At 70.6% G+C, this 17,741-nt stretch carries 17 protein-coding genes and 1 riboswitch; of the genes, 11 read left to right on the top strand and 6 right to left on the bottom strand.

The window, feature by feature from the left end; all coding sequences use genetic code 11:
- Nucleotides 1-23: 23 nt before the first annotated feature.
- The 4 genes from ACSP50_RS02590 to ACSP50_RS02605 all read right to left on the bottom strand — a co-directional run bounded on the left by ACSP50_RS02590 (nucleotide 24) and on the right by ACSP50_RS02605 (nucleotide 4,741).
- Nucleotides 24-1,664, bottom strand: coding sequence for a Na+/H+ antiporter (locus ACSP50_RS02590; RefSeq protein ID WP_014687597.1), 1,641 nt, complete (start codon nucleotides 1,662-1,664; stop codon nucleotides 24-26).
- 37 nt (nucleotides 1,665-1,701) lie between these two features.
- Nucleotides 1,702-2,223 carry a DUF4142 domain-containing protein gene (locus ACSP50_RS02595; RefSeq protein ID WP_014687598.1) on the bottom strand — a complete coding sequence of 174 codons (522 nt, stop codon included), beginning with the start codon at nucleotides 2,221-2,223 and terminating at the stop codon, nucleotides 1,702-1,704.
- A gap of 76 nt (nucleotides 2,224-2,299) precedes the next feature.
- Nucleotides 2,300-3,760 (bottom strand): adenosylhomocysteinase, encoded by a 1,461-nt coding sequence (gene ahcY, locus ACSP50_RS02600; protein ID WP_014687599.1) that lies wholly within the window; start codon nucleotides 3,758-3,760, stop codon nucleotides 2,300-2,302.
- A gap of 19 nt (nucleotides 3,761-3,779) precedes the next feature.
- Nucleotides 3,780-3,860: riboswitch (S-adenosyl-L-homocysteine riboswitch) on the bottom strand.
- Nucleotides 3,861-3,892: 32 nt separating this feature from the next.
- Nucleotides 3,893-4,741, bottom strand: coding sequence for a hypothetical protein (locus ACSP50_RS02605; RefSeq protein ID WP_014687600.1), 849 nt, complete (start codon nucleotides 4,739-4,741; stop codon nucleotides 3,893-3,895).
- Nucleotides 4,742-4,824: 83 nt separating this feature from the next.
- Here ACSP50_RS02605 and ACSP50_RS02610 point away from each other — a divergent pair, with 83 nt between their 5' ends.
- The 4 genes from ACSP50_RS02610 (at nucleotide 4,825) to ACSP50_RS02625 (ending at nucleotide 8,597) form a co-directional block, all read left to right on the top strand.
- Nucleotides 4,825-5,391, top strand: a complete 567-nt coding sequence (locus tag ACSP50_RS02610) for a LacI family DNA-binding transcriptional regulator (protein ID WP_043510736.1) — start codon at nucleotides 4,825-4,827, stop codon at nucleotides 5,389-5,391.
- A gap of 54 nt (nucleotides 5,392-5,445) precedes the next feature.
- The gene (locus ACSP50_RS02615; RefSeq protein ID WP_014687602.1) at nucleotides 5,446-5,772 is read left to right on the top strand and encodes a YciI family protein; all 327 of its coding nucleotides are present in this window, start codon (nucleotides 5,446-5,448) and stop codon (nucleotides 5,770-5,772) included.
- Nucleotides 5,760-6,938, top strand: a complete 1,179-nt coding sequence (locus ACSP50_RS02620; protein WP_369793940.1) for an RNA polymerase sigma factor — start codon at nucleotides 5,760-5,762, stop codon at nucleotides 6,936-6,938. The genes ACSP50_RS02615 and ACSP50_RS02620 overlap by 13 nt, the downstream gene beginning before the upstream one ends.
- 72 nt (nucleotides 6,939-7,010) lie before the next feature.
- Nucleotides 7,011-8,597, top strand: coding sequence for a methyl-accepting chemotaxis protein (locus tag ACSP50_RS02625; protein WP_014687604.1), 1,587 nt, complete (start codon nucleotides 7,011-7,013; stop codon nucleotides 8,595-8,597).
- Here the strand turns inward: ACSP50_RS02625 and ACSP50_RS02630 are convergent.
- Nucleotides 8,587-9,618, bottom strand: coding sequence for a hypothetical protein (locus ACSP50_RS02630; protein WP_155123428.1), 1,032 nt, complete (start codon nucleotides 9,616-9,618; stop codon nucleotides 8,587-8,589). The genes ACSP50_RS02625 and ACSP50_RS02630 overlap by 11 nt on opposite strands.
- Before the next feature lie 76 nt (nucleotides 9,619-9,694).
- Here ACSP50_RS02630 and ACSP50_RS02635 point away from each other — a divergent pair, with 76 nt between their 5' ends.
- Entirely contained in the window at nucleotides 9,695-11,674 is a 1,980-nt protein-coding gene (locus ACSP50_RS02635) for a glycosyl hydrolase family 28-related protein (RefSeq protein WP_043513404.1), read from the top strand.
- Nucleotides 11,675-11,781: 107 nt separating this feature from the next.
- The gene (locus tag ACSP50_RS02640) at nucleotides 11,782-12,669 is read left to right on the top strand and encodes an NAD-dependent epimerase/dehydratase family protein (RefSeq protein WP_014687607.1); all 888 of its coding nucleotides are present in this window, start codon (nucleotides 11,782-11,784) and stop codon (nucleotides 12,667-12,669) included.
- A gap of 6 nt (nucleotides 12,670-12,675) precedes the next feature.
- Here the strand turns inward: ACSP50_RS02640 and ACSP50_RS02645 are convergent, their stop codons facing one another.
- On the bottom strand, nucleotides 12,676-14,055 hold the full coding sequence (locus tag ACSP50_RS02645; protein WP_231956846.1) for an MFS transporter: 1,380 nt from the start codon (nucleotides 14,053-14,055) through the stop codon (nucleotides 12,676-12,678).
- Nucleotides 14,056-14,272: 217 nt separating this feature from the next.
- On the opposite strand from ACSP50_RS02645, the gene ACSP50_RS02650 reads away from it, so the two are divergent.
- From ACSP50_RS02650 to ACSP50_RS02670, 5 genes are all read left to right on the top strand, one after another.
- Complete coding sequence (locus tag ACSP50_RS02650) at nucleotides 14,273-14,488, top strand: DUF397 domain-containing protein (protein ID WP_014687609.1); 216 nt, start codon at nucleotides 14,273-14,275, stop codon at nucleotides 14,486-14,488.
- 261 nt (nucleotides 14,489-14,749) lie between these two features.
- On the top strand, nucleotides 14,750-15,157 hold the full coding sequence (locus tag ACSP50_RS02655) for a molybdopterin-binding protein (RefSeq protein ID WP_014687610.1): 408 nt from the start codon (nucleotides 14,750-14,752) through the stop codon (nucleotides 15,155-15,157).
- Nucleotides 15,154-15,894, top strand: a complete 741-nt coding sequence (gene modA / locus ACSP50_RS02660; protein WP_014687611.1) for a molybdate ABC transporter substrate-binding protein — start codon at nucleotides 15,154-15,156, stop codon at nucleotides 15,892-15,894. The genes ACSP50_RS02655 and modA overlap by 4 nt, the downstream gene beginning before the upstream one ends.
- Nucleotides 15,891-16,676: an ABC transporter permease gene (locus ACSP50_RS02665; protein ID WP_014687612.1), complete on the top strand. Its 786-nt coding sequence runs from the start codon at nucleotides 15,891-15,893 to the stop codon at nucleotides 16,674-16,676. The genes modA and ACSP50_RS02665 overlap by 4 nt, the downstream gene beginning before the upstream one ends.
- On the top strand, nucleotides 16,673-17,716 hold the full coding sequence (locus ACSP50_RS02670; RefSeq protein WP_014687613.1) for an ABC transporter ATP-binding protein: 1,044 nt from the start codon (nucleotides 16,673-16,675) through the stop codon (nucleotides 17,714-17,716). The genes ACSP50_RS02665 and ACSP50_RS02670 overlap by 4 nt, the downstream gene beginning before the upstream one ends.
- The last annotated feature ends 25 nt before the right edge of the window (nucleotides 17,717-17,741 follow it).

Genomic DNA, 17,741 nt, shown 5'->3' on the forward strand with positions numbered 1-17,741 from the left:
GGGAAACCCGCCGGCCGGCCGACTCAGTGCCCCTTGTTCCGCTGGGGCAGGACCAGCTCCTCGTGGTCCAGCTCGCGGTTGAGGACCCGCAGGTTCTCGTCGTCGAGCCGGCCGGCGTCGCGCCAGCGCAGCAACTCCTCCCGCTCGGCGTCGATCACCGCCTGGCGCACCATCAGCGCCGCCTCGTACTGCGGGGACGGCGGCACCTCCGGGGTGTCCACCTGTTCCAGCACGTCGAGCCGGTGCTGGTAGCGGTCCAGACGGACCTGCAGCTGCTTGCGCATGGTGTGCATGGCCTCGTCCTCGACGTGGTCGTGGTGCTCGCTCTGGATGTCGTCGATCCGGTTCAGCGCGGCCCGCACCGCGGCCGAGCGGGCCTCGTTGCGCAGCTTCGCCTTGTCGGTCTCGTTCGCCTTCAGACCCAGCCACCGGACCAGCGGGGCGAAGGTCAGACCCTGGCCGACCAGGGTCACCAGCACCACCGCGAACGCGCAGAAGGCCAGCAGATCCCGGTTGGGCAGGGTGTCCGGGAGGCTGTAGACGGCGGCGAGCGTGATCACCCCACGGGTGCCGGCCCAGCTGAGCACCGCCGACTCGCGGCCGGTCAGCGACTTCTCCAGGATCGTCCCGGAGTCGTCCTCGCCGCCCAGCCGAGTGTGCAGCGACCGCGGCAGCAACTGCGTGAGCACCAGCCAGAGCGGCCGCAGGAACAGCACCACGCCCAGGGTGACCGCCAGCGCGGCGAGGATCGTGCTGGTCTCGTAGTTCTTCAGATGTTTCAGCACGCCGTCCATCTGCTGGCCGATCAGCAGGAAGACGACACCCTCCAGCAGGAAGTCGATCAGCCGCCAGACGGCGCTGGTCTGCAGGCGGCTGGCGCCGGACGCGTACCGCGGGGTGTCGTGCCCGATGATCAACCCGGCCACCACCACCGCCAGCAGCCCGGAGACGTGCAGGCGTTCGCCGGCCAGGTACGCGAGGAACGGGGTGGCCAGCGACAACGCGTTCGCGGTCAGCGGGTCGGCGCGCAGCACCCGCAACAGCCGGATCAGCCGGGCCACCGCCCAGCCGACCAGCACCCCGCCGGCCGCGGCAAGCACGAACCGGCCGACCGTGGCATTGACCGAGAAGTGCTCGGCGCCGATCGCCACGTCCCGGGCGACCAGCAGGATGGTGAGCGCGGTCGCGTCGTTGAGCAGGCCCTCGCCCTGGATCAGGGTGATCAGGTTGGTGGGCAGGCCGGCCTTGCGGCCCACCGCCAGCGCGGCGACCGGATCGGGTGGGGCCACCGCGGCGCCCAGGGCGATGCCCGCGGCCAGGCCGACCCCGGTCACCCACAGGGAGAAACCGAGGCCGACCAGGAGCGCGGTGACGATCACCAGGGCCACCGAGAGGCTGATCACGGTGCGCAGGTTGCGCCGGATGTCCAGCAGAGACGAATCCAGCGCCGCGGTGTAGAGCAGCGGCGGCAGGATGAAGGTAAGAATCAGATCCGGATCGATTTCGATGTTCTTGCCGGGCAGGCGGGTATAGGCGATACCGATGACGGTCAGCAGGACGGCGGCGGGCAGGCCGGTCTTCCCGGAGATCCAGCGCACCACCACGATGATCACGATGATCGTGATGGCCACCAGACCGAAAAGAAGGGTCTCCTCGTGGCTCATCTGCCTATTCTTCGTTATCCCGCGCCGGTTGGATAATTCAGCGGATCTTGTTACCCAGATTTTTCAGGGCGAGCCGATGCCTTTTGATCAGCGGCAACGCGCGGCGAGCGATCTGCTGGACGGCCGGCTCGTCACCATCGGTGAGTTCGGCGCGGATCAGGTGGGCGGCCTGGGCGTGCAGTCCGGTCTGGCCGGTCAGGAACAACCGGTCGAAGGCCGGGCCCTGCGCGGTTTCGAAAGCCGCCAGACTCTGCTGGACGGTGGCGTTCGGGGCGGCGTCCAGGCGGACGTGCAGGCGCTGGGCGGTGGCCCGGACGGCGGTGTCGAGGCGGGTGCTGTCCGCCGCGAAGCGCGTGCCCAGGTGGCGGATGACCGGGTTCGCCGAGCGCTGGACGGCCAGTCGGCCGATCGCGATCTGGGCGAGGTCGCCCTGGTGGGCGGTGCGCAGGAAGGCCGCGTCCGGATCGAGGCGGGCCGGGGCCGCCTTCGCCGCTGACGCGGTGGTCAGCGGCAGCAGCATCGCGGCGGTCAGGCCGAAGGCGGTGAAGATACGTCGCATGAAAATCCCCCTATGTCGGAAGCCGCAGATTAACCGCGAGAAAACCGACATAGGGGAACTATTTACTGCTTATAACTCAGTAGCGGTAGTGCTCCGGCTTGAACGGACCCTCGACGTCGACGCCCAGGTACTCCGCCTGCTTCTTGGTCAGCGTCGTCAGGCGCACACCCAGCGCGTCCAGGTGCAGCCGCGCGACCTTCTCGTCCAGGTGCTTCGGCAGCACGAAGACCTGCTTCGCGTACTCGCCGGGCTTGGTCCACAGCTCGATCTGCGCCATCACCTGGTTGGTGAACGAGTTCGACATGACGAAGCTGGGGTGGCCGGTGGCGTTGCCCAGGTTCATCAGCCGGCCCTCGGACAGGATGATCACCGAGTGGCCGTCCGGGAAGCGCCACTCGTGCACCTGCGGCTTGATCTCCACCTTCTCGACGCCCGGGACCTTGGCCAGGCCGGCCATGTCGATCTCGTCGTCGAAGTGGCCGACATTGCCGACGATCGCGTTGTGCTTCATCGCCTGCAGGTGCTCGACCCGGATGATGTCGGTGCCGCCGGTGGTGGTGACGAAGATGTCCGCCTCGCCGACCACGTCCTCCAGGCGGACCACCTGCATGCCGTCCATCGCCGCCTGCAGCGCGCAGATCGGGTCGACCTCGGTCACCACGACGCGGGCACCCTGGCCGCGCAGCGTCTCCGCCGAGCCCTTGCCGACGTCGCCGTAACCGCAGACCACGGCCAGCTTGCCGCCCAGCATCACGTCGGTCGCCCGGTTCAGGCCGTCGACCAGCGAGTGCCGGATGCCGTACTTGTTGTCGAACTTGCTCTTGGTGACCGCGTCGTTGACGTTGATCGCCGGGAAGAGCAGGGTGCCCTCCTTGGCCAGTTTGTACAGCCGGGCCACACCGGTCGTGGTCTCCTCGGTGACACCGCGGATCTCGGCGGCGATCCGGGTGAACCGCTGCGGGTCCTCGGCCAGGCTCGCCCGCAGCGTGTCCAGGATGATCGAGTACTCGTGTGAGTCGGCCTCGGTGGTCTGCGGGACCGCGCCCGCCGCCTCGAACTCGACACCCTTGTGCACCAGCAGGGTGGCGTCACCGCCGTCGTCGAGGATCATGTTCGGGCCCCGGCCGTTGCCGAAGTCGAACAGCTGGGTGGTCGCCCACCAGTACTCCTCCAGCGTCTCGCCCTTCCAGGCGAACACCGGGACACCCGCCGGGGCGTCGACCGTGCCGGTCGGGCCGACCGCGACGGCGGCCGCCGCCTCGTCCTGCGTCGAGAAGATGTTGCAGGACACCCAGCGGACCTCGGCGCCGAGCGCGACCAGCGTCTCGATCAGCACGGCGGTCTGCACGGTCATGTGCAGCGAACCGGCGATCCGGGCGCCGGCCAGCGGCTTCGACTCACCGAACTCGGCGCGCAGCGACATCAGGCCGGGCATCTCGTGCTCGGCCAGCCGCAGCTGGTGGCGGCCGGCCTCGGCCAGGTTGATGTCGGCGATCGCGAAGTCGAGACCGTTGACGGATCGAAGTTTGTCGCTCATGAAAAGAGGGCTCCTCCCTCATCAGGAGGCGCCCTTACGTCAACAACACCGCACCCGAGCGTGGCGGACTTCGCTGTCCGTTGCAGCGCCTCTCGGATAGGCGGTGACTACTTTATCTTCTTCGGCGCTTGATCACATGCGCCTGAGAGTTCCGTCGGTGTCGGTGATGACATAGGTCCCGTCGCCGAGCGGCTGGAGGTCATACTCGTCGATCGTCATGATTCCCAGGTCACCCAGCACCTCTCCGGTGCGGGCACCGACCCGGAAGTGCCGCCACGAGTCGTCGTCGGCGACGGCGACCACGATCGCGGTCTCGTCGTCCAGATATCCGCCGGCGTATTCCACGTCCGGCCGGTCCAGCCCGAAGGCTTCGGCGCCGATCCGGAAGCGCACCGCGCCATCGGCGAAGTCGTGGAAGGCGACGTCCTCCTGCCAGTGGTCCACGGTCATGAACTGCCGCTGGTCGGGGGAGAGGTCGACCAGGGCGCGGTCATCCCAGGCGTAGTCGTGCACGGTGCCGTCCGGCCCGGCGCGGTAGGTCGCCCAGCCGTCCTGGCCGCGGCTGACGCTGAGCAGCATGCTGCCGTCACGGACCGGGAACTGCTGTCCTCGCTGGCCACCGGTCGGCAGCCGGTACCGCCGGATCTCCCGGCCGGTGCCGGCGTCGAGCACGAACCAGGCGTCGTGGCCGTCCTCCCGGCCCGGGGCGTAGACCCAGATCCGGGTCTCGTCCGCGGACAGGGTGACGGCGCTGGGCCAAGCCGTCGGCCGTTCACGCAGGCTGAGATCGCAGCGCCACCGTTCCTCGGCGCCCGGGCCGATCCGGATCACCGTGTTGCCGATCGCATGGATCAGGCTGTCCCGGCTCGCCGGCACCGCCCAGCCCTCGACCTCGGGCGGAACCGGGAAGGATCGGCAGGGCTCGAGGGACTCGTCGAAGACTTCGACGCCGCCGTCGGCCCAGCGGGAGATCACGCGCACGTGGGGAGGTTACGTCACGCGATGGGGCGCAATGACATCAAAGACCTTCCATGCCACCTCAGAAACCCATCATCCTGTACGTCGTGAAGCAGCCCCACCGGATCCGGGAGATCGCCCTCCGGGCCGGTCTCAGCCCGGCCACCGTCGACCGCGTGCTGCACCGGCGCGGCGGGGTCCGGGACAGCACCGTCGCCCGGGTCCGCCGGGCGGTCGCCGACCTTGATCGGGAGTGCGCGGAGCCGGACGACTTCGCGGCCGGCGCCACCGCCGCCTACCTGATCGAGCAGTGGCTGCACGACCGGGCCGGTGACGTCCTGGTGATCGCCGGTCCGGGAACCGGGAAGCGGATCGACGGGTTCCGGTCGGCGCTGGGGCCCGGCCGCCGGCTGCGGACGGTGACCGATCCCGGCCAGGTGCCGGCGACGCTGGCCGGCACACACACCGTCCGGGCGGTCTACACGGCCCGGCCGGACGGCTGCGCCGGGGTGATCACGGCGTTCGAGGATGCCGGGCGGAATTTTGACGTGTTCGTCGCGCACGGCGCCGACCAGGAGATTCTCGCGCTGCTGCGGCAGTTCCGGATCAACGCGGTACTCCGCGACGGGGCGCCGCCGGAAATAATCACGCCATTCAACGTTCCGGTGTCCTGATCGGGTCCGGCCGTTCGTCACCTCAGTGAAACCGACCGAACAGGGAGACCGTCCATGAAGTACATGATGTTCGTCTGCACCGACACCGAGCCGGAGACCGAGCTGGCGGCGCCGGACATCTTCGCCTGGGTCGCGGAGAACGACGCCAACGGCCGCCGGGTCGCCGGCAACCAGCTGGTCGGGCCGGAGGCGGCCACCACGGTCCGGGTGCGCGGCGGCGAACTGCTGCTCACCGACGGCCCGTTCGCCGAGACCAAAGAGGTGATCGTCGGCTTCGACATCCTGGAATGCGCCGACCTGGACGAGGCGATCGAGGTGGCCCGGGCCCACCCGATGGCCTGGGGCGGCCGGATCGAGCTGCGCCCCTACTGGGCCGGCTGAGGTCGGCCGCGGTGCAGGAGGTCTTCTTCCGGGAGTCGTTCGGCCGGATCGTCGCCACCCTGATCCGGCTGACCGGCGACTGGACGCTGGCCGAGGACTGCGCGATGGACGCCATCGAGACGGCGCTGCGGCGCTGGCCGGTCGACGGCGAACCGGGGAATCCGGGCGGCTGGCTGATGACCGCCGCCCGGAACCGGGCCATCGACCAGCTCCGCCGGGCCGCCACCGCCGACCGCAAACTTCAGGAGCTGGCCTTGCTGCAGCCCGACGAGCCACCGCCGGCGGCCGACGACCGCCTCCGGCTGATCTTCACCTGCTGCCACCCGGCGCTGGCGCCGGAGTCCCGGGTGGCGCTCACCCTGCGCGTCGTGGCCGGGGTACCGACCGCTGACGTCGCCCGGCTCTTCCTGGTCGCCGAGCCGGCGATGGCCCGGCGGCTGTCCCGGGCCAAAGCCAGGATCGAGCAGGCCGGGATTCCGTACCGGGTGCCGCAGGGCCCGGCGCTGGCCGAACGCCTGCCCGGCGTGCTGGCCGTGCTCTACCTGCTGTTCACGCACGGCTACGACACCGCGGACAGCCAGGCCGAGGAGGCGATCCGGCTGGCCCGACTGCTGGTCGCGCTGATGCCGGCCGAGCCGGAGGTCGCCGCCCTGCTCGCCCTGTTCCTGCTGCAGCACTCGCGCCGGGCGGCCCGCCGCGACCCGGCCGGCGACCTGGTGCCGCTGGCCGAGCAGGACCGGTCCCGCTGGGATCACGCGGCGATCGCCGAGGCGGTCGGGCTGCTGACCGCGCATCCGGTCACCGGGCCGTACGCGATCCAGGCGCACCTGGCCGCCTGCCACGCCACCGCGCGTGACTTCGCGGCCACCGACTGGCCGACCGTCGCGGGCTGGTACGACCAGTTGGCCCGGGTCCACCCGACCCCGATGGTGGCGGTGAACCGCGCGGTGGCGCACGGATACGCGTACGGCGCGCAAGCCGGCCTTGATCTTCTGGCCGAGGTCCGGGGCGCGGTCGGCGGCTATGCGCTGGCCGCAGAAGCGGACCTCACGGAGCGGGCCGGTGACCATCGGATGGCCGCCGGGCTGTTCCGCCGCGCCGCCGCGGCAGCCACCTCGGAGCCGGAGCGCCGCGCCCTGCGCAGACGCGCGGAGGCGCTGGGTTGATTCTCCGTTGCAGCGGTCAGTCCCTCCCGCCGGATGCCGAATATTACGGTACCGACCAAGAGAGGGATCACCATGACCGGAAACCGTGGGCTGGGGCAGTGGTGCCGAGACCGAAAGGTCGCCACCAAAGTGCTCGCGGTCGCCGGAGTGGCGATCACCGGGACCATCGTCACCGGTGTGCTCAGTGTGACCGGGATCAGCGCGATGGAGAAGACCCGCAACGCCGAGGTCGGCCGGATGGCGCCGTACGTCAAGAATCTCGGCGACGCCGCACTGCAGCTCAAGGCGGCCGCCAACGACGAGCGGGGCTTCCTGCTCAAGGGCGACGCGAAGTTCAGCGACGAGTCGCTCGGCCGGCAGGCGAAGGCCGACGCGTCGCTGGCCGCGGCGCGGGCGATCGCCGCCCCGGACGACGTGACCCGGGTCGACGCGATCCGGGCGGCCTCGGACACCTGGTTCGAGGCGCTGAAGTCCGAGTTCGCCCTGTACAAGAGCGACCCGGAGAAAGCCACCACGCTGGGCCTGGGCGCGAACCGGGACCTGCGCAAGGCCTACGAGGCGCTGCTCACCGCGGATCTCGACAAGGCCAACAAGGATCTGCTCGCCGGTCAGAGCTTCGATCACACCGTGACCCGCACGCGCACCCTGGTGATCGTGGCACTGTCCCTGGCGCTGCTGCTCGGGCTCGGCAGCGCGCTGCTCGTGGCGCGGTTGATCATCGTGCCGTTGCGCCGGGTCAGCGGCGTGCTGGACCAGGTCGCCGAGGGTGACCTGACCGGCGACCCGGACGTGTGGCAGCGCGACGAGCTCGGGCACATGGCCGACTCGCTGCGCGCCGCGACCGGCTCGCTGCGGCAGACCGTCACCGACCTGACCGCGCACGCCGAGTCGCTGGCCACCGAGGCCGGCGGCCTGGCCGAGACCAGCCGGCAGAGTTCGGCCAGCGCGGCCGAGGGCGCCGAGCAGGCGGCCACGGTGGCCGACTCGGCGGCGACCATGTCGGTCAACATCCAGACCGTGGCGGCCGGCTCCGAGGAGATGGGCGCGTCGATCCGGGAGATCAGCGAGAGCGCCACCCTGGCCGTGCAGGTGGCCAACCGGGCGGTCGAGGTCACCGCGAACACCAGCGCGGTGATGGCCAAGCTGGGTGAGTCGTCGGCGGAGATCGGCGATGTGATCAAGACGATCACCGCCATCGCCGAGCAGACCAACCTGCTCGCACTGAACGCCACCATCGAGGCGGCCCGCGCCGGTGAGATGGGCAAGGGGTTCGCGGTGGTGGCCAGCGAGGTCAAGGAGCTGTCCCAGGAGACCGCACGGGCCACCGAGGACATCGGTCAGCGGGTCGCCGCGATCCAGACGGACACCGCGGGCGCGGTCGCCGCGATCGAGGAGATCAGCGAGATCATCGGGCGGATCAACGACTTCCAGACCACGATCGCCTCGGCCGTCGAGGAGCAGACGGTGACCACCAACGAGATGAGCCGCAACGTCGGCGAGGCCGCCGAGGCAGGTGGCCGGGTAGCCGAAACGATCACCGGAGTGGCCGCGTCGGTGCAGCTCACCACGGTCGGCGTGGCCGAGGCCGACCGGTCCGCCGCGCATCTGGCCGGGATGTCGACCGACCTGCGCCGGATCGTCGACCGCTTCAAGGTGTAGTCACGTAGAGAGTCCCGGCCGCGACCGCCAGCAACAGACGGTCGCGGCCGGCGACGGCCACGATGTTCTCCGGTACGTCGACAGCCCGCCACCGCCGCGCGTCGACCGAGGACCACAGCCCGTCGCCAGCCGCGATGAACCTGCCGTTCGCCCGGGTCAATGACGCGACCCCGGTGGGTGCGGTGCCGAAGTCGCCGAGGGCTGACCAGGTGCCGTCGTGCCGGCGCCAGACCGCCAGCCGCCGGTCGTGCGGGCCGATCGCGAGCAGGTCGGCGCCGTCCGGGATGCCCCGCTGCAACTCGGTGAAACCGCCGGCGGCCGGGGGATCGTCGCCGGTCCAGCGGCTGCCGTCCACCGTGATCCAGGCCGCGGCGTGACCGTTGCGGCTGCCCAGCACGGCCCAGCCGCCGGTGGGCAGGGGCACCGCGTCACGGGCGGCGGTGCCCGGGCCGGCGAGGCCGGGGGCGTTCTCGAACAGCCGGAAACCGGCGCCGTCGGGGGAGAGCCAGGCGGCGGCGCCGGACGAGCGGTTGCCGGCGACCGCGAAGCCGGCCGGCCCGGCGGCCAGGTGCTCGGTGTCGACCGCGGTGTCGCCGCCGTATGTCGCGAACGGCGCCGGGTTCTCCGCCATCCGGCCGTCCGGCAGCCGGCGCCACGTGCTGATCCGCAGGTTGCCGTGCGCGCCGCCGGGTGCCCCGCCGAGCATCGTCACCCGGTCACCGGCGCAGGCCACCGTCGAGATCACCTCGTGCGGGCCGTAGAAGCTGTCCGGGAGCGGGGCGAAGGTGACCGGGGTCCAGGTCACCGTGTCGGGGCTGGACCAGGCGGCCGGGCGGGTGTCGTCGCCGTCCGGGACGGCGCCCACGACGTACCACCGGTCGCCGCAAGCGGCCGCGTCGCGCAACGTCGCGCGCTCCCCACCGGGGAGGGTGATCCGGGTCCAGGCCGGCGCCGCCGGCCGGGCGCTGCAAGCGGCGAGCATCGAGATGACGAGCATGCCGCAAGAAATCCAAGCTCGCATGAAAGATCCAAGCATTTCATCGGCAAAACAGGACCGACCCTTGTGGAGCAGATCACACGATTCTATGGTCGGCGGCATGTCCGCTCCGCCCCGCTGGGCCGCTCTCCTGGTCACACCGCTGGTCATTCTCGGCGTGCTGGCGATCGGCCCGACCGATCCCGCCCTGGCCCATCCGCCCTCCGCCAACCCCGCGGCCACCCGGGCCGCCCTCGATCCGGCCCTGGTCGCCGGCCGCGGCGCCACCGTCGCATTCGCCGAGCAGGAAGCCGAGCAGGCCGTCACCACCGGCAGTGTGCTGAGCCCCGACCGGACCCCGTACACGCTCGCCGCGGAGGCCTCCGGGCGCTCCGCGGTCACCCTGGACCCGGGGGAGTACGTCGAGTTCACCCTGCCCGAAGCCGCGAACGCGATCACCGTGCGGTACAGCATCCCGGACGCCGCGACCGGTGGCGGGATCACCGCACCGCTGTCCGTCGGCACCCCGGGCGGCACCCGCACCATGACGCTGACCTCGCAGTACTCCTGGCTGTACAACCAGTATCCGTTCAGCGACGACCCGCGGGCCGGGCTGCTGCACCCGGACTGGTGGATCACCGAGTGCGGCTGTGTGCCGGCCGCCACCACGCCGGCGCCGGCGATCACCGAGCCGTTCCGGCCGATGCACTTCTACGACGAGCAGCGGCTCGCGCTGGGCCGCACGTACCGGGCCGGCGACCGGATCCGGCTCACCGCGCGCGAGGTGCCGACCACGATCGACCTGCTCGACTCGGAGCTGGTCGGGCCGCCGAAGGTCGACCTGGGCGCGGTGAACGTGCTGCTGTTCGGCGCGGACCCGACCGGCCGGCGCGACGCGGCGGGCGCCATCGAGAGGGCGATCGCCTTCGCCCGGAAGGTCCACCGCGCGGTCTACCTGCCGCCCGGCACGTTCCAGGTGAACCGGCACATCGTCGTCGACGACGTGACCGTCACCGGGGCCGGCAACTGGTACACCGTCGTCAAGGGTCACCAGGTCACCCTGTCCACGCCGGCCGCCGACGGCTCGGTGCACACCGGGGTGGGTTTCTACGGCAAGGAGGGCGGCAGTCACGACGTCCACCTCGCCGACTTCGCGATCCAGGGCGACGTCCGCGAGCGGATCGACACCGACCAGGTGAACGGGATCGGCGGCGCGATGAGCGACTCGTCGATCGAAAGGTTGTACATCCAGCACACCAAGGTCGGGCTGTGGTTCGACGGCCCGATGGCGAACACCACGATCAGCGGCACCATCATCGTCGACCAGATCGCCGACGGGCTGAACTTCCACACCGGGGTGACCGGCTCGGTGGTGCGGAACAGCTTCATCCGCAACACCGGCGACGACGGCCTGGCCATGTGGTCGGAGAAGACCGCGGACAGCGGCAACACCTTCGACCACGACACGGTGCAGACGCCGACCCTGGCCAACGGCATCGCCGTCTACGGCGGCGCGGACAACACCGTCTCGAACAACCTGGTGGCCGACCCGATCCGGGAGGGCAGCGGGATCCACGCCGGCTCGCGGTTCGGCGCCGAGCCGTTCACCGGACACCTGTGGATCACCGGCAACACCACGGTGCGGGCCGGGACGTACGACCTGAACTGGCGGATCGGCCTCGGGGCGATCTGGTTCCTCGCACTGGACGCCGGCATCGACGCGGACATCCGGGTGACCGGGGACGACTTCCTCGACAACACCTACAACGCGATCATGCTGGTGTCCGACTGGGGCGTGAAGGACCGGTACGCGATCACCGGGGTGCATTTCAAGGACATCCGGGTGGACGGCACCGGCACCAGCGTGGTCAGCGCCCGCGCCGCCGGCGGTGCCACGTTCGAGAACGTGGACGCCCGCAACGTCGGCGCGGTCGGGGTGAACAACTGCGGTTCCTTCCACTTCACGCCCAGCGGGTCTGAGTTCACCCTCAGTGATCTCGGCGGCAACGACGGGGGCTGGCTCGGCCCGTTCGTCCCGAACGTGATCACCTGCGACGACCGTCCCGCGGTGGTTCCGCCGCCGGCGCCTTCTGCCTGGTGACCCTTCCATCGATCCGGCCGCGGCCGCACCCGACCAGTTCGGGTGCGGCCGCTGTGCTTGGTAGCCTTGGCGGCGCATTTGCCGCGGCTGAGGGGTTGGGAACTACGTTGAGTCAAACTCTGCTGGTCACCGGTGGCGCCGGATTCGTCGGCACGGCTCTGATCCGGTCCCTGCTGACCGAGTTCCCCGACGCCACCGTCGTCTCGTTGGACAACTACTTCACCGGCTCGCCGGCGAACCACATCCACGACCCGCGGGTGACCTACCTGGAGGGCTCGACCGCCGAGATCGCCAAGATCTGGGCCGGCCACGGGCTGCCCGCTCCGGAGCTCGTCTTCCACCTCGGTGAATACTCCCGGATCGTGCAGTCGTTCGAGGACCACGACCTGACCTGGGACTTCAACGTGCTGGGCACCAAGGAGGTGGTGAAGTTCACCGCCTCGGCGGGGGCGAAGCTGATCTACGCCGGCTCCAGTTCCAAGTTCGGCAACGACGGCGACGACGAGAACCTGAACCCGTACGCCTGGACCAAGGCGAAGAACATCGAGTACATCAAGAACTACTCGAACTGGTTCGGGCTGGACTACGCCATCGCGTACTTCTACAACGTGTACGGCCCGGGCCAGATCGGCAACGGCAAGTACGCCACCGTGATCGGCATCTTCGAGCGGCAGTACCTGGCCGGCGAGCCGCTGACCGTGGTCTCCCCGGGCACCCAGACGCGCGACTTCACCCACATCGACGACATCGTGCGGGGCCTGATCCTGGTCGCCCGCGGCGGTGCCGGCGACGGCTACCTGCTCGGCACCGGCCGGGAGTGGCCGCTGGCCGAGGTCGCGCAACTGTTCGGCGCCGAGTTCCAGCTGATCCCGGCGCTGCCCGGGGAGCGGGTGCGCGGCAAGGCCGACCTCACCAAAGCGGCCGGCCTCGGCTGGCAGCCGCAGCGCCGGCTCGACGAGTACATCGCCGAGTTCGTCGCCGCGCACCCGCGCTGACCTGCGTCAGTCTGCCGTGCGGACCACCGCGGACAGCGGAGTCGCCACATCCTCCAGGGACTTGCCCTCGGCGTCGACACCCAGGAAGATCTCGACGACTCCGCCGATCGCCATCACCGCGGCGCCGATCAGATAACCGATGAACAGCTTGCCCGGGTCGTCGCCCTCGCCGATCAGCCAGCCGTAGAAGACCGGGCCGATCGCGCCGAAGCACTGGGCGATCGCGAAGAACACCGCGATGGCCTGCGCCCGGATCTCCAGCGGGAAGATCTCGCTGACCGTCAGGTACGCCGAGCTGGCCCCGGCCGAGGCGAAGAAGAAGATCACGCACCAGCAGATCGTCTGGGTGATCGCGTTCAGCGCACCCGCGTTGAACAGCACCGCGGTGATCGCCAGCAGCACACCGGAGAGCAGGTACGTCCCGGCGATCATCTTGCGCCGGCCGACCACGTCGAACAGGTGCCCGATGGTGAGCGGGCCGATCAGGTTCCCGGCGGCGAACGCGATCAGGTAGATCGGCGCGTTCTTCTCATCCACCCCGTAGAACTTGGTCAGCACCAGCGTGTAGGTGAAGAAGATCGCGTTGTACAGGAACGACTGCGTGATCATCAGCGAGGCGCCGAGGATCGACCGCTGCGGCAGCTGCTTGAAGAGCACCCGCAGGAGTGACAGGTAACCGTGCGACTGGGTCGGCCGGATGTCGATGGCCCGGCTGTCGTCGATCGGGGCGAGCGTCTGCCCGGACGACTCCACCGCCCGCTCGATCTGCGCGATGTTCTCCTCGGCCTCGGCCTCCCGGCCGTGCATGATCAGCCAGCGGGGGCTCTCCGGGAGATGCTTGCGCAGGTTCCAGATGCACAGACCGATGACCGGGCCGATCAGGAAGCCGAGCCGCCAGCCCAGGTTCAGGTTCATGTGGTTGAGCAGGACAAAGGTGCCCAGCGTGCCGAGGATCGCGCCACCCCAGTAGGTGCCGTTCACCCCGATGTCCACCCGGCCGCGATACTTCGCCGGCATCATCTCGTCGATCGCCGAGTTGATCGCCGCGTACTCGCCACCGATGCCGGCGCCGGCGATGAATCTCGTCAGGTACAGGAAGACGATCGCCGCGGTGCCGCTGCCCCAGGTCAGCGCGGTGAGGGCGTTACCGGCCAGGTAGACGCCGAGGGTCACCACGAACAGGTTCTTGCGGCCCAGCTTGTCGGAGAGACGGCCGAAGAACAGCGCGCCGAACACCTCGCCGATCAGGTAGACGGTGGCGATCGCGCCGACCTCGGCGGAGGTCATCGCCAGGGTCGCCTTGTCGGACAGCACCGGGCCGATCGCGCTGGCGATGGTGATCTCCAGGCCGTCGAGCACCCAGGCGGTGCCCAGCGCCAGGATCATGCGGGTATGGAAAGGTGACCAGCTGAGCCGGTCGATGCGTGCGGGGATCAAGCTCCGGATCGTTCCTGGTTCGGAGGCCGGGGCAGGCGAACCCAAGCTTTGCGCCATGGGAATACCTCCACGTGTTCGTGATGTAGCTCACGGATACCCACCGGGCGCTCCACCATGCACGATCGTGGATCTGACCGCACCGGCCGATGTGTCCTAGGGTCGGCGCATGAGTGCGAAGGGGTATGCCGCCGCGTTCGACCCGGCGACCGCGGTCTGGCTGCGGTCCGGGAACGACGAGGACGGCTACGTGGAGATCGCCCGGCTGCCCGACGGCGGCGCGGCGATGCGGAACTCCCGGGACACCGGCACGACGCTGTTCTTCACCAAGGGTGAGTGGGACGCGTTCACCGGCGGGGTCTTCGACGGCGAGTTCGACATCTGATCGGAGAAGGACGGTGGCCCGGCCGGACCACCGCCGTCATGCCGGGTGCGACGTACTGCCCGTTCGGCCCGGCCAGGGCGACAGTGGGCGGCAGGCCGTTCCAGGTGCCGCTCGCGGTGGTCGCCGGGGCGGGAACGGTTGCCCGGGGCGAAGGGCTTTTTCGCCTTTCCGCAGATGCGAGCCGATTCATTGGTAGAGCCTGAGGATGCGCGTGGGGGACGCCATGCCGGATGGCAACTGCGATTGACTAGGGTGAGTGGCATGACGGTGTTTCCGATGGGCGAGGCGGCGGATCTGCTCGGGGTCAGCCCGGACACGGTGCGCCGCTGGGTCGACGCCGGGCGGCTGGCCGCCACCCGCGACGAGCACGGTCACCGGGTCATCGACGGCGCCGACCTGGCCGGCTTCGTCCGGGCCCGGAACGCGGACGCGGCCGAGCGGTCCGATTCCTCGTCGGCGCGCAACCGGCTGCGCGGGATCGTGACCGCGGTGGTCAAGGACACCGTCATGGCTCAGGTGGACATTCAGGCCGGACCGTTCCGGCTGGTGTCGCTGATGAGCCGGGAGGCCGTCGACGAGCTCGACCTCCAGGTCGGCTCGCTGGCGGTGGCAGTGATCAAATCCACCACCGTCGTGGTGGAGCGGGCCACCCCGGGGAGGATCGGTTGAAACGCGTCACAGCCGTCGCACTGTTGGCGGTGAGCCTGGCCGGGTGCTCGTCTCCGGCGAAGGACACCACGCCCACCGATGTCAGCGTTTTCGCGGCGGCCTCGCTCACCGAGTCGTTCACCACGCTCGGCAGGCAGTTCGAGGCGTCGCACCGGGGCACCCGGGTGACCTTCAACTTCGCCGGCAGCGCCGCGCTGGCCACCCAGATCAACCAGGGCGCCCCGGCCGACGTGTTCGCCTCGGCCGCCTCGAGGAACATGGCGACCATCGGCGACGCCGCCGTCACCCCCACCACCTTCGTGAAGAATCAGTTGGTGATCGCCACCGCGAAGGGCAACCCGAAGCACATCACCGGTCTGGCCGAGCTCGCGAAACCGGGCCTCAAGGTGGCTCTCTGCGCCGCCGAGGTGCCATGCGGCGCGGCCGCTCAGAGCGCCCTCGCGGCCTCCGGCGTCAAGCTCACCCCGGTGACGCTGGAGCAGGACGTCAAAGCGGCACTTTCCAAGGTTGAACTGGGTGAGGTGGACGCCGCGCTGGTCTACCGCACCGACGCCAGGACGGCGTCCGCGCAGGTGGACGCCGTCGAGTTCCCGGAATCCGCCGAGGCGATCAACGAGTACCCGATCGCGGTGCTGAAGAGGGCCGCGAACCCGACCGGCGCCCGCGAGTTCGTCGACTACGTGCTCTCCCCGGAGGGGACCAGGGTGCTGACCGCCGCCGGATTCCAGACGCCGTGACACGTCGGGTCCCGGTGGCGCTGCTGGTGCCCGCGATCGGCGGACTGATCTTCCTGGTCCTGCCGCTCGCCGGGCTCCTGGGGCGCACTCCGTGGGCCTCGCTGCCGGACCGCCTCACCCGGCCCGAGGTGCTCGCGGCGCTCCGGCTGTCCCTGCTGACCGCGAGCCTGGCCACCACGCTCTGCCTGCTCCTCGGTGTGCCGCTGGCCTGGCTGCTGGCCCGGGTGGACTTCCCGGGCCGGCGGCTGGTCCGGGCGCTGGTCACCGTGCCGCTGGTGCTGCCCCCGGTGGTCGGCGGCATCGCCCTGCTGCTCGCCCTGGGCCGGCGCGGCCTGCTCGGCGGCTGGCTGGCGGCCACCTTCGGGGTGAGCCTGCCGTTCACCACCGCGGGCGTGGTGGTGGCCGAGTCGTTCGTGGCGCTGCCCTTCCTGGTGATCGCGGTGGAGGGGGCGCTGCGCGGCGCGGACAGCCGGTACGAGGAGGCCGCGGCCACCCTCGGCGCCACCCGCTGGACCACCTTCACCCACGTCACGCTGCCGCTGGTGGCGCCCGGAATCGCGGCCGGCGGGGTGCTCTGCTGGGCCCGGGCGCTGGGTGAGTTCGGCGCGACGATCACCTTCGCCGGCAACTATCCGGGAATCACCCAGACCATGCCGATCGCCGTCTACCAGACCATGGAGAGCGGTGACCTGGACGGCGCGGTGGTGCTCAGCCTGATCCTGCTCGTCGTCTCGGTGACCATCCTGGCCGCCCTCCGCGACCGCTGGCTGACCACGCCGTGACCGCCCTGCTGGACGCCCGGCTGGTGGTGCGGCGTGGCGACTTCGAGCTCGACATCGCGCTGTCCGTCGCGCGCGGCGAGACGGTCGCCCTGCTCGGGCCGAACGGGGCCGGCAAGACCACCGCCCTGCGCGCCCTGGCCGGGCTCACCCCGCTGGGCGGCGGGCACCTCACCCTCGACGGGCGGGACCTGTCCCGGACCCCGCCGGAACGCCGCCCGATCGGCGTCGTCTTCCAGGACTACCTGCTCTTCCCGCACCTGTCCGCCCGGGACAACGTCGCCTTCGGCCCGCGGCGGCACGGCGCCGACCGGCGGACCGCGCACGCCACCGCCGACCACTGGCTGGACCGCGTCGGCCTGACCGCGTTCGCCCGCCGCAAGCCGCGGTTGCTCTCCGGCGGCCAGGCGCAGCGGGTGGCACTCGCCCGGGCCCTCGCGGTCGACCCGACACTGCTGCTGCTCGACGAGCCACTGGCCGCCCTGGACGCGCGCACCCGGCTGGAGACCCGGGCCGAGCTGCGGCGCCACCTGGCCGCCCACCCCGGCGCGACCCTGCTGGTCACCCACGACCCGCTGGACGCACTGGTGCTCGCCGACCGGCTGGTGGTGATCGAGGGCGGTCGGGTGGTGCAGGAGGGCGACGCGGCCACGATCACCGCCCGGCCGCGCACCGACTATGTCGCCCAGCTGGTCGGGCTCAACCTCTATCGCGGCCGGGCCGACGGTCACGCCGTACGGCTGGAAAGCGGTGTGGTGCTGACCGCGACCGATATCGTTCACGGAGACGCGTTCGTGGCCTTCCCCCCGGCGGCGGTCGCGCTGCATCCGGCGAAGCCGGATGGCAGCCCGCGCAACACCTGGTCCGCTGTCCTCACCGACATCCAGCGGCACGGCGACAATGTCCGGGTACGCCTCGACGGCCCGCTCGTGGTCGCCGCGGACGTCACCCCGGCGGCCGCCGCCCACCTCGACCTGGTCCCCGGCCGTGAGCTGTGGGTCGCGGTCAAAGCCAGCGAGACCCGGGCCTATCCGGCGACCTGACCGTCCCTTTTGTAGCCCGGCACGT

It is taken from the genome of Actinoplanes sp. SE50/110, from assembly GCF_900119315.1.
Taxonomy (GTDB): domain Bacteria; phylum Actinomycetota; class Actinomycetes; order Mycobacteriales; family Micromonosporaceae; genus Actinoplanes.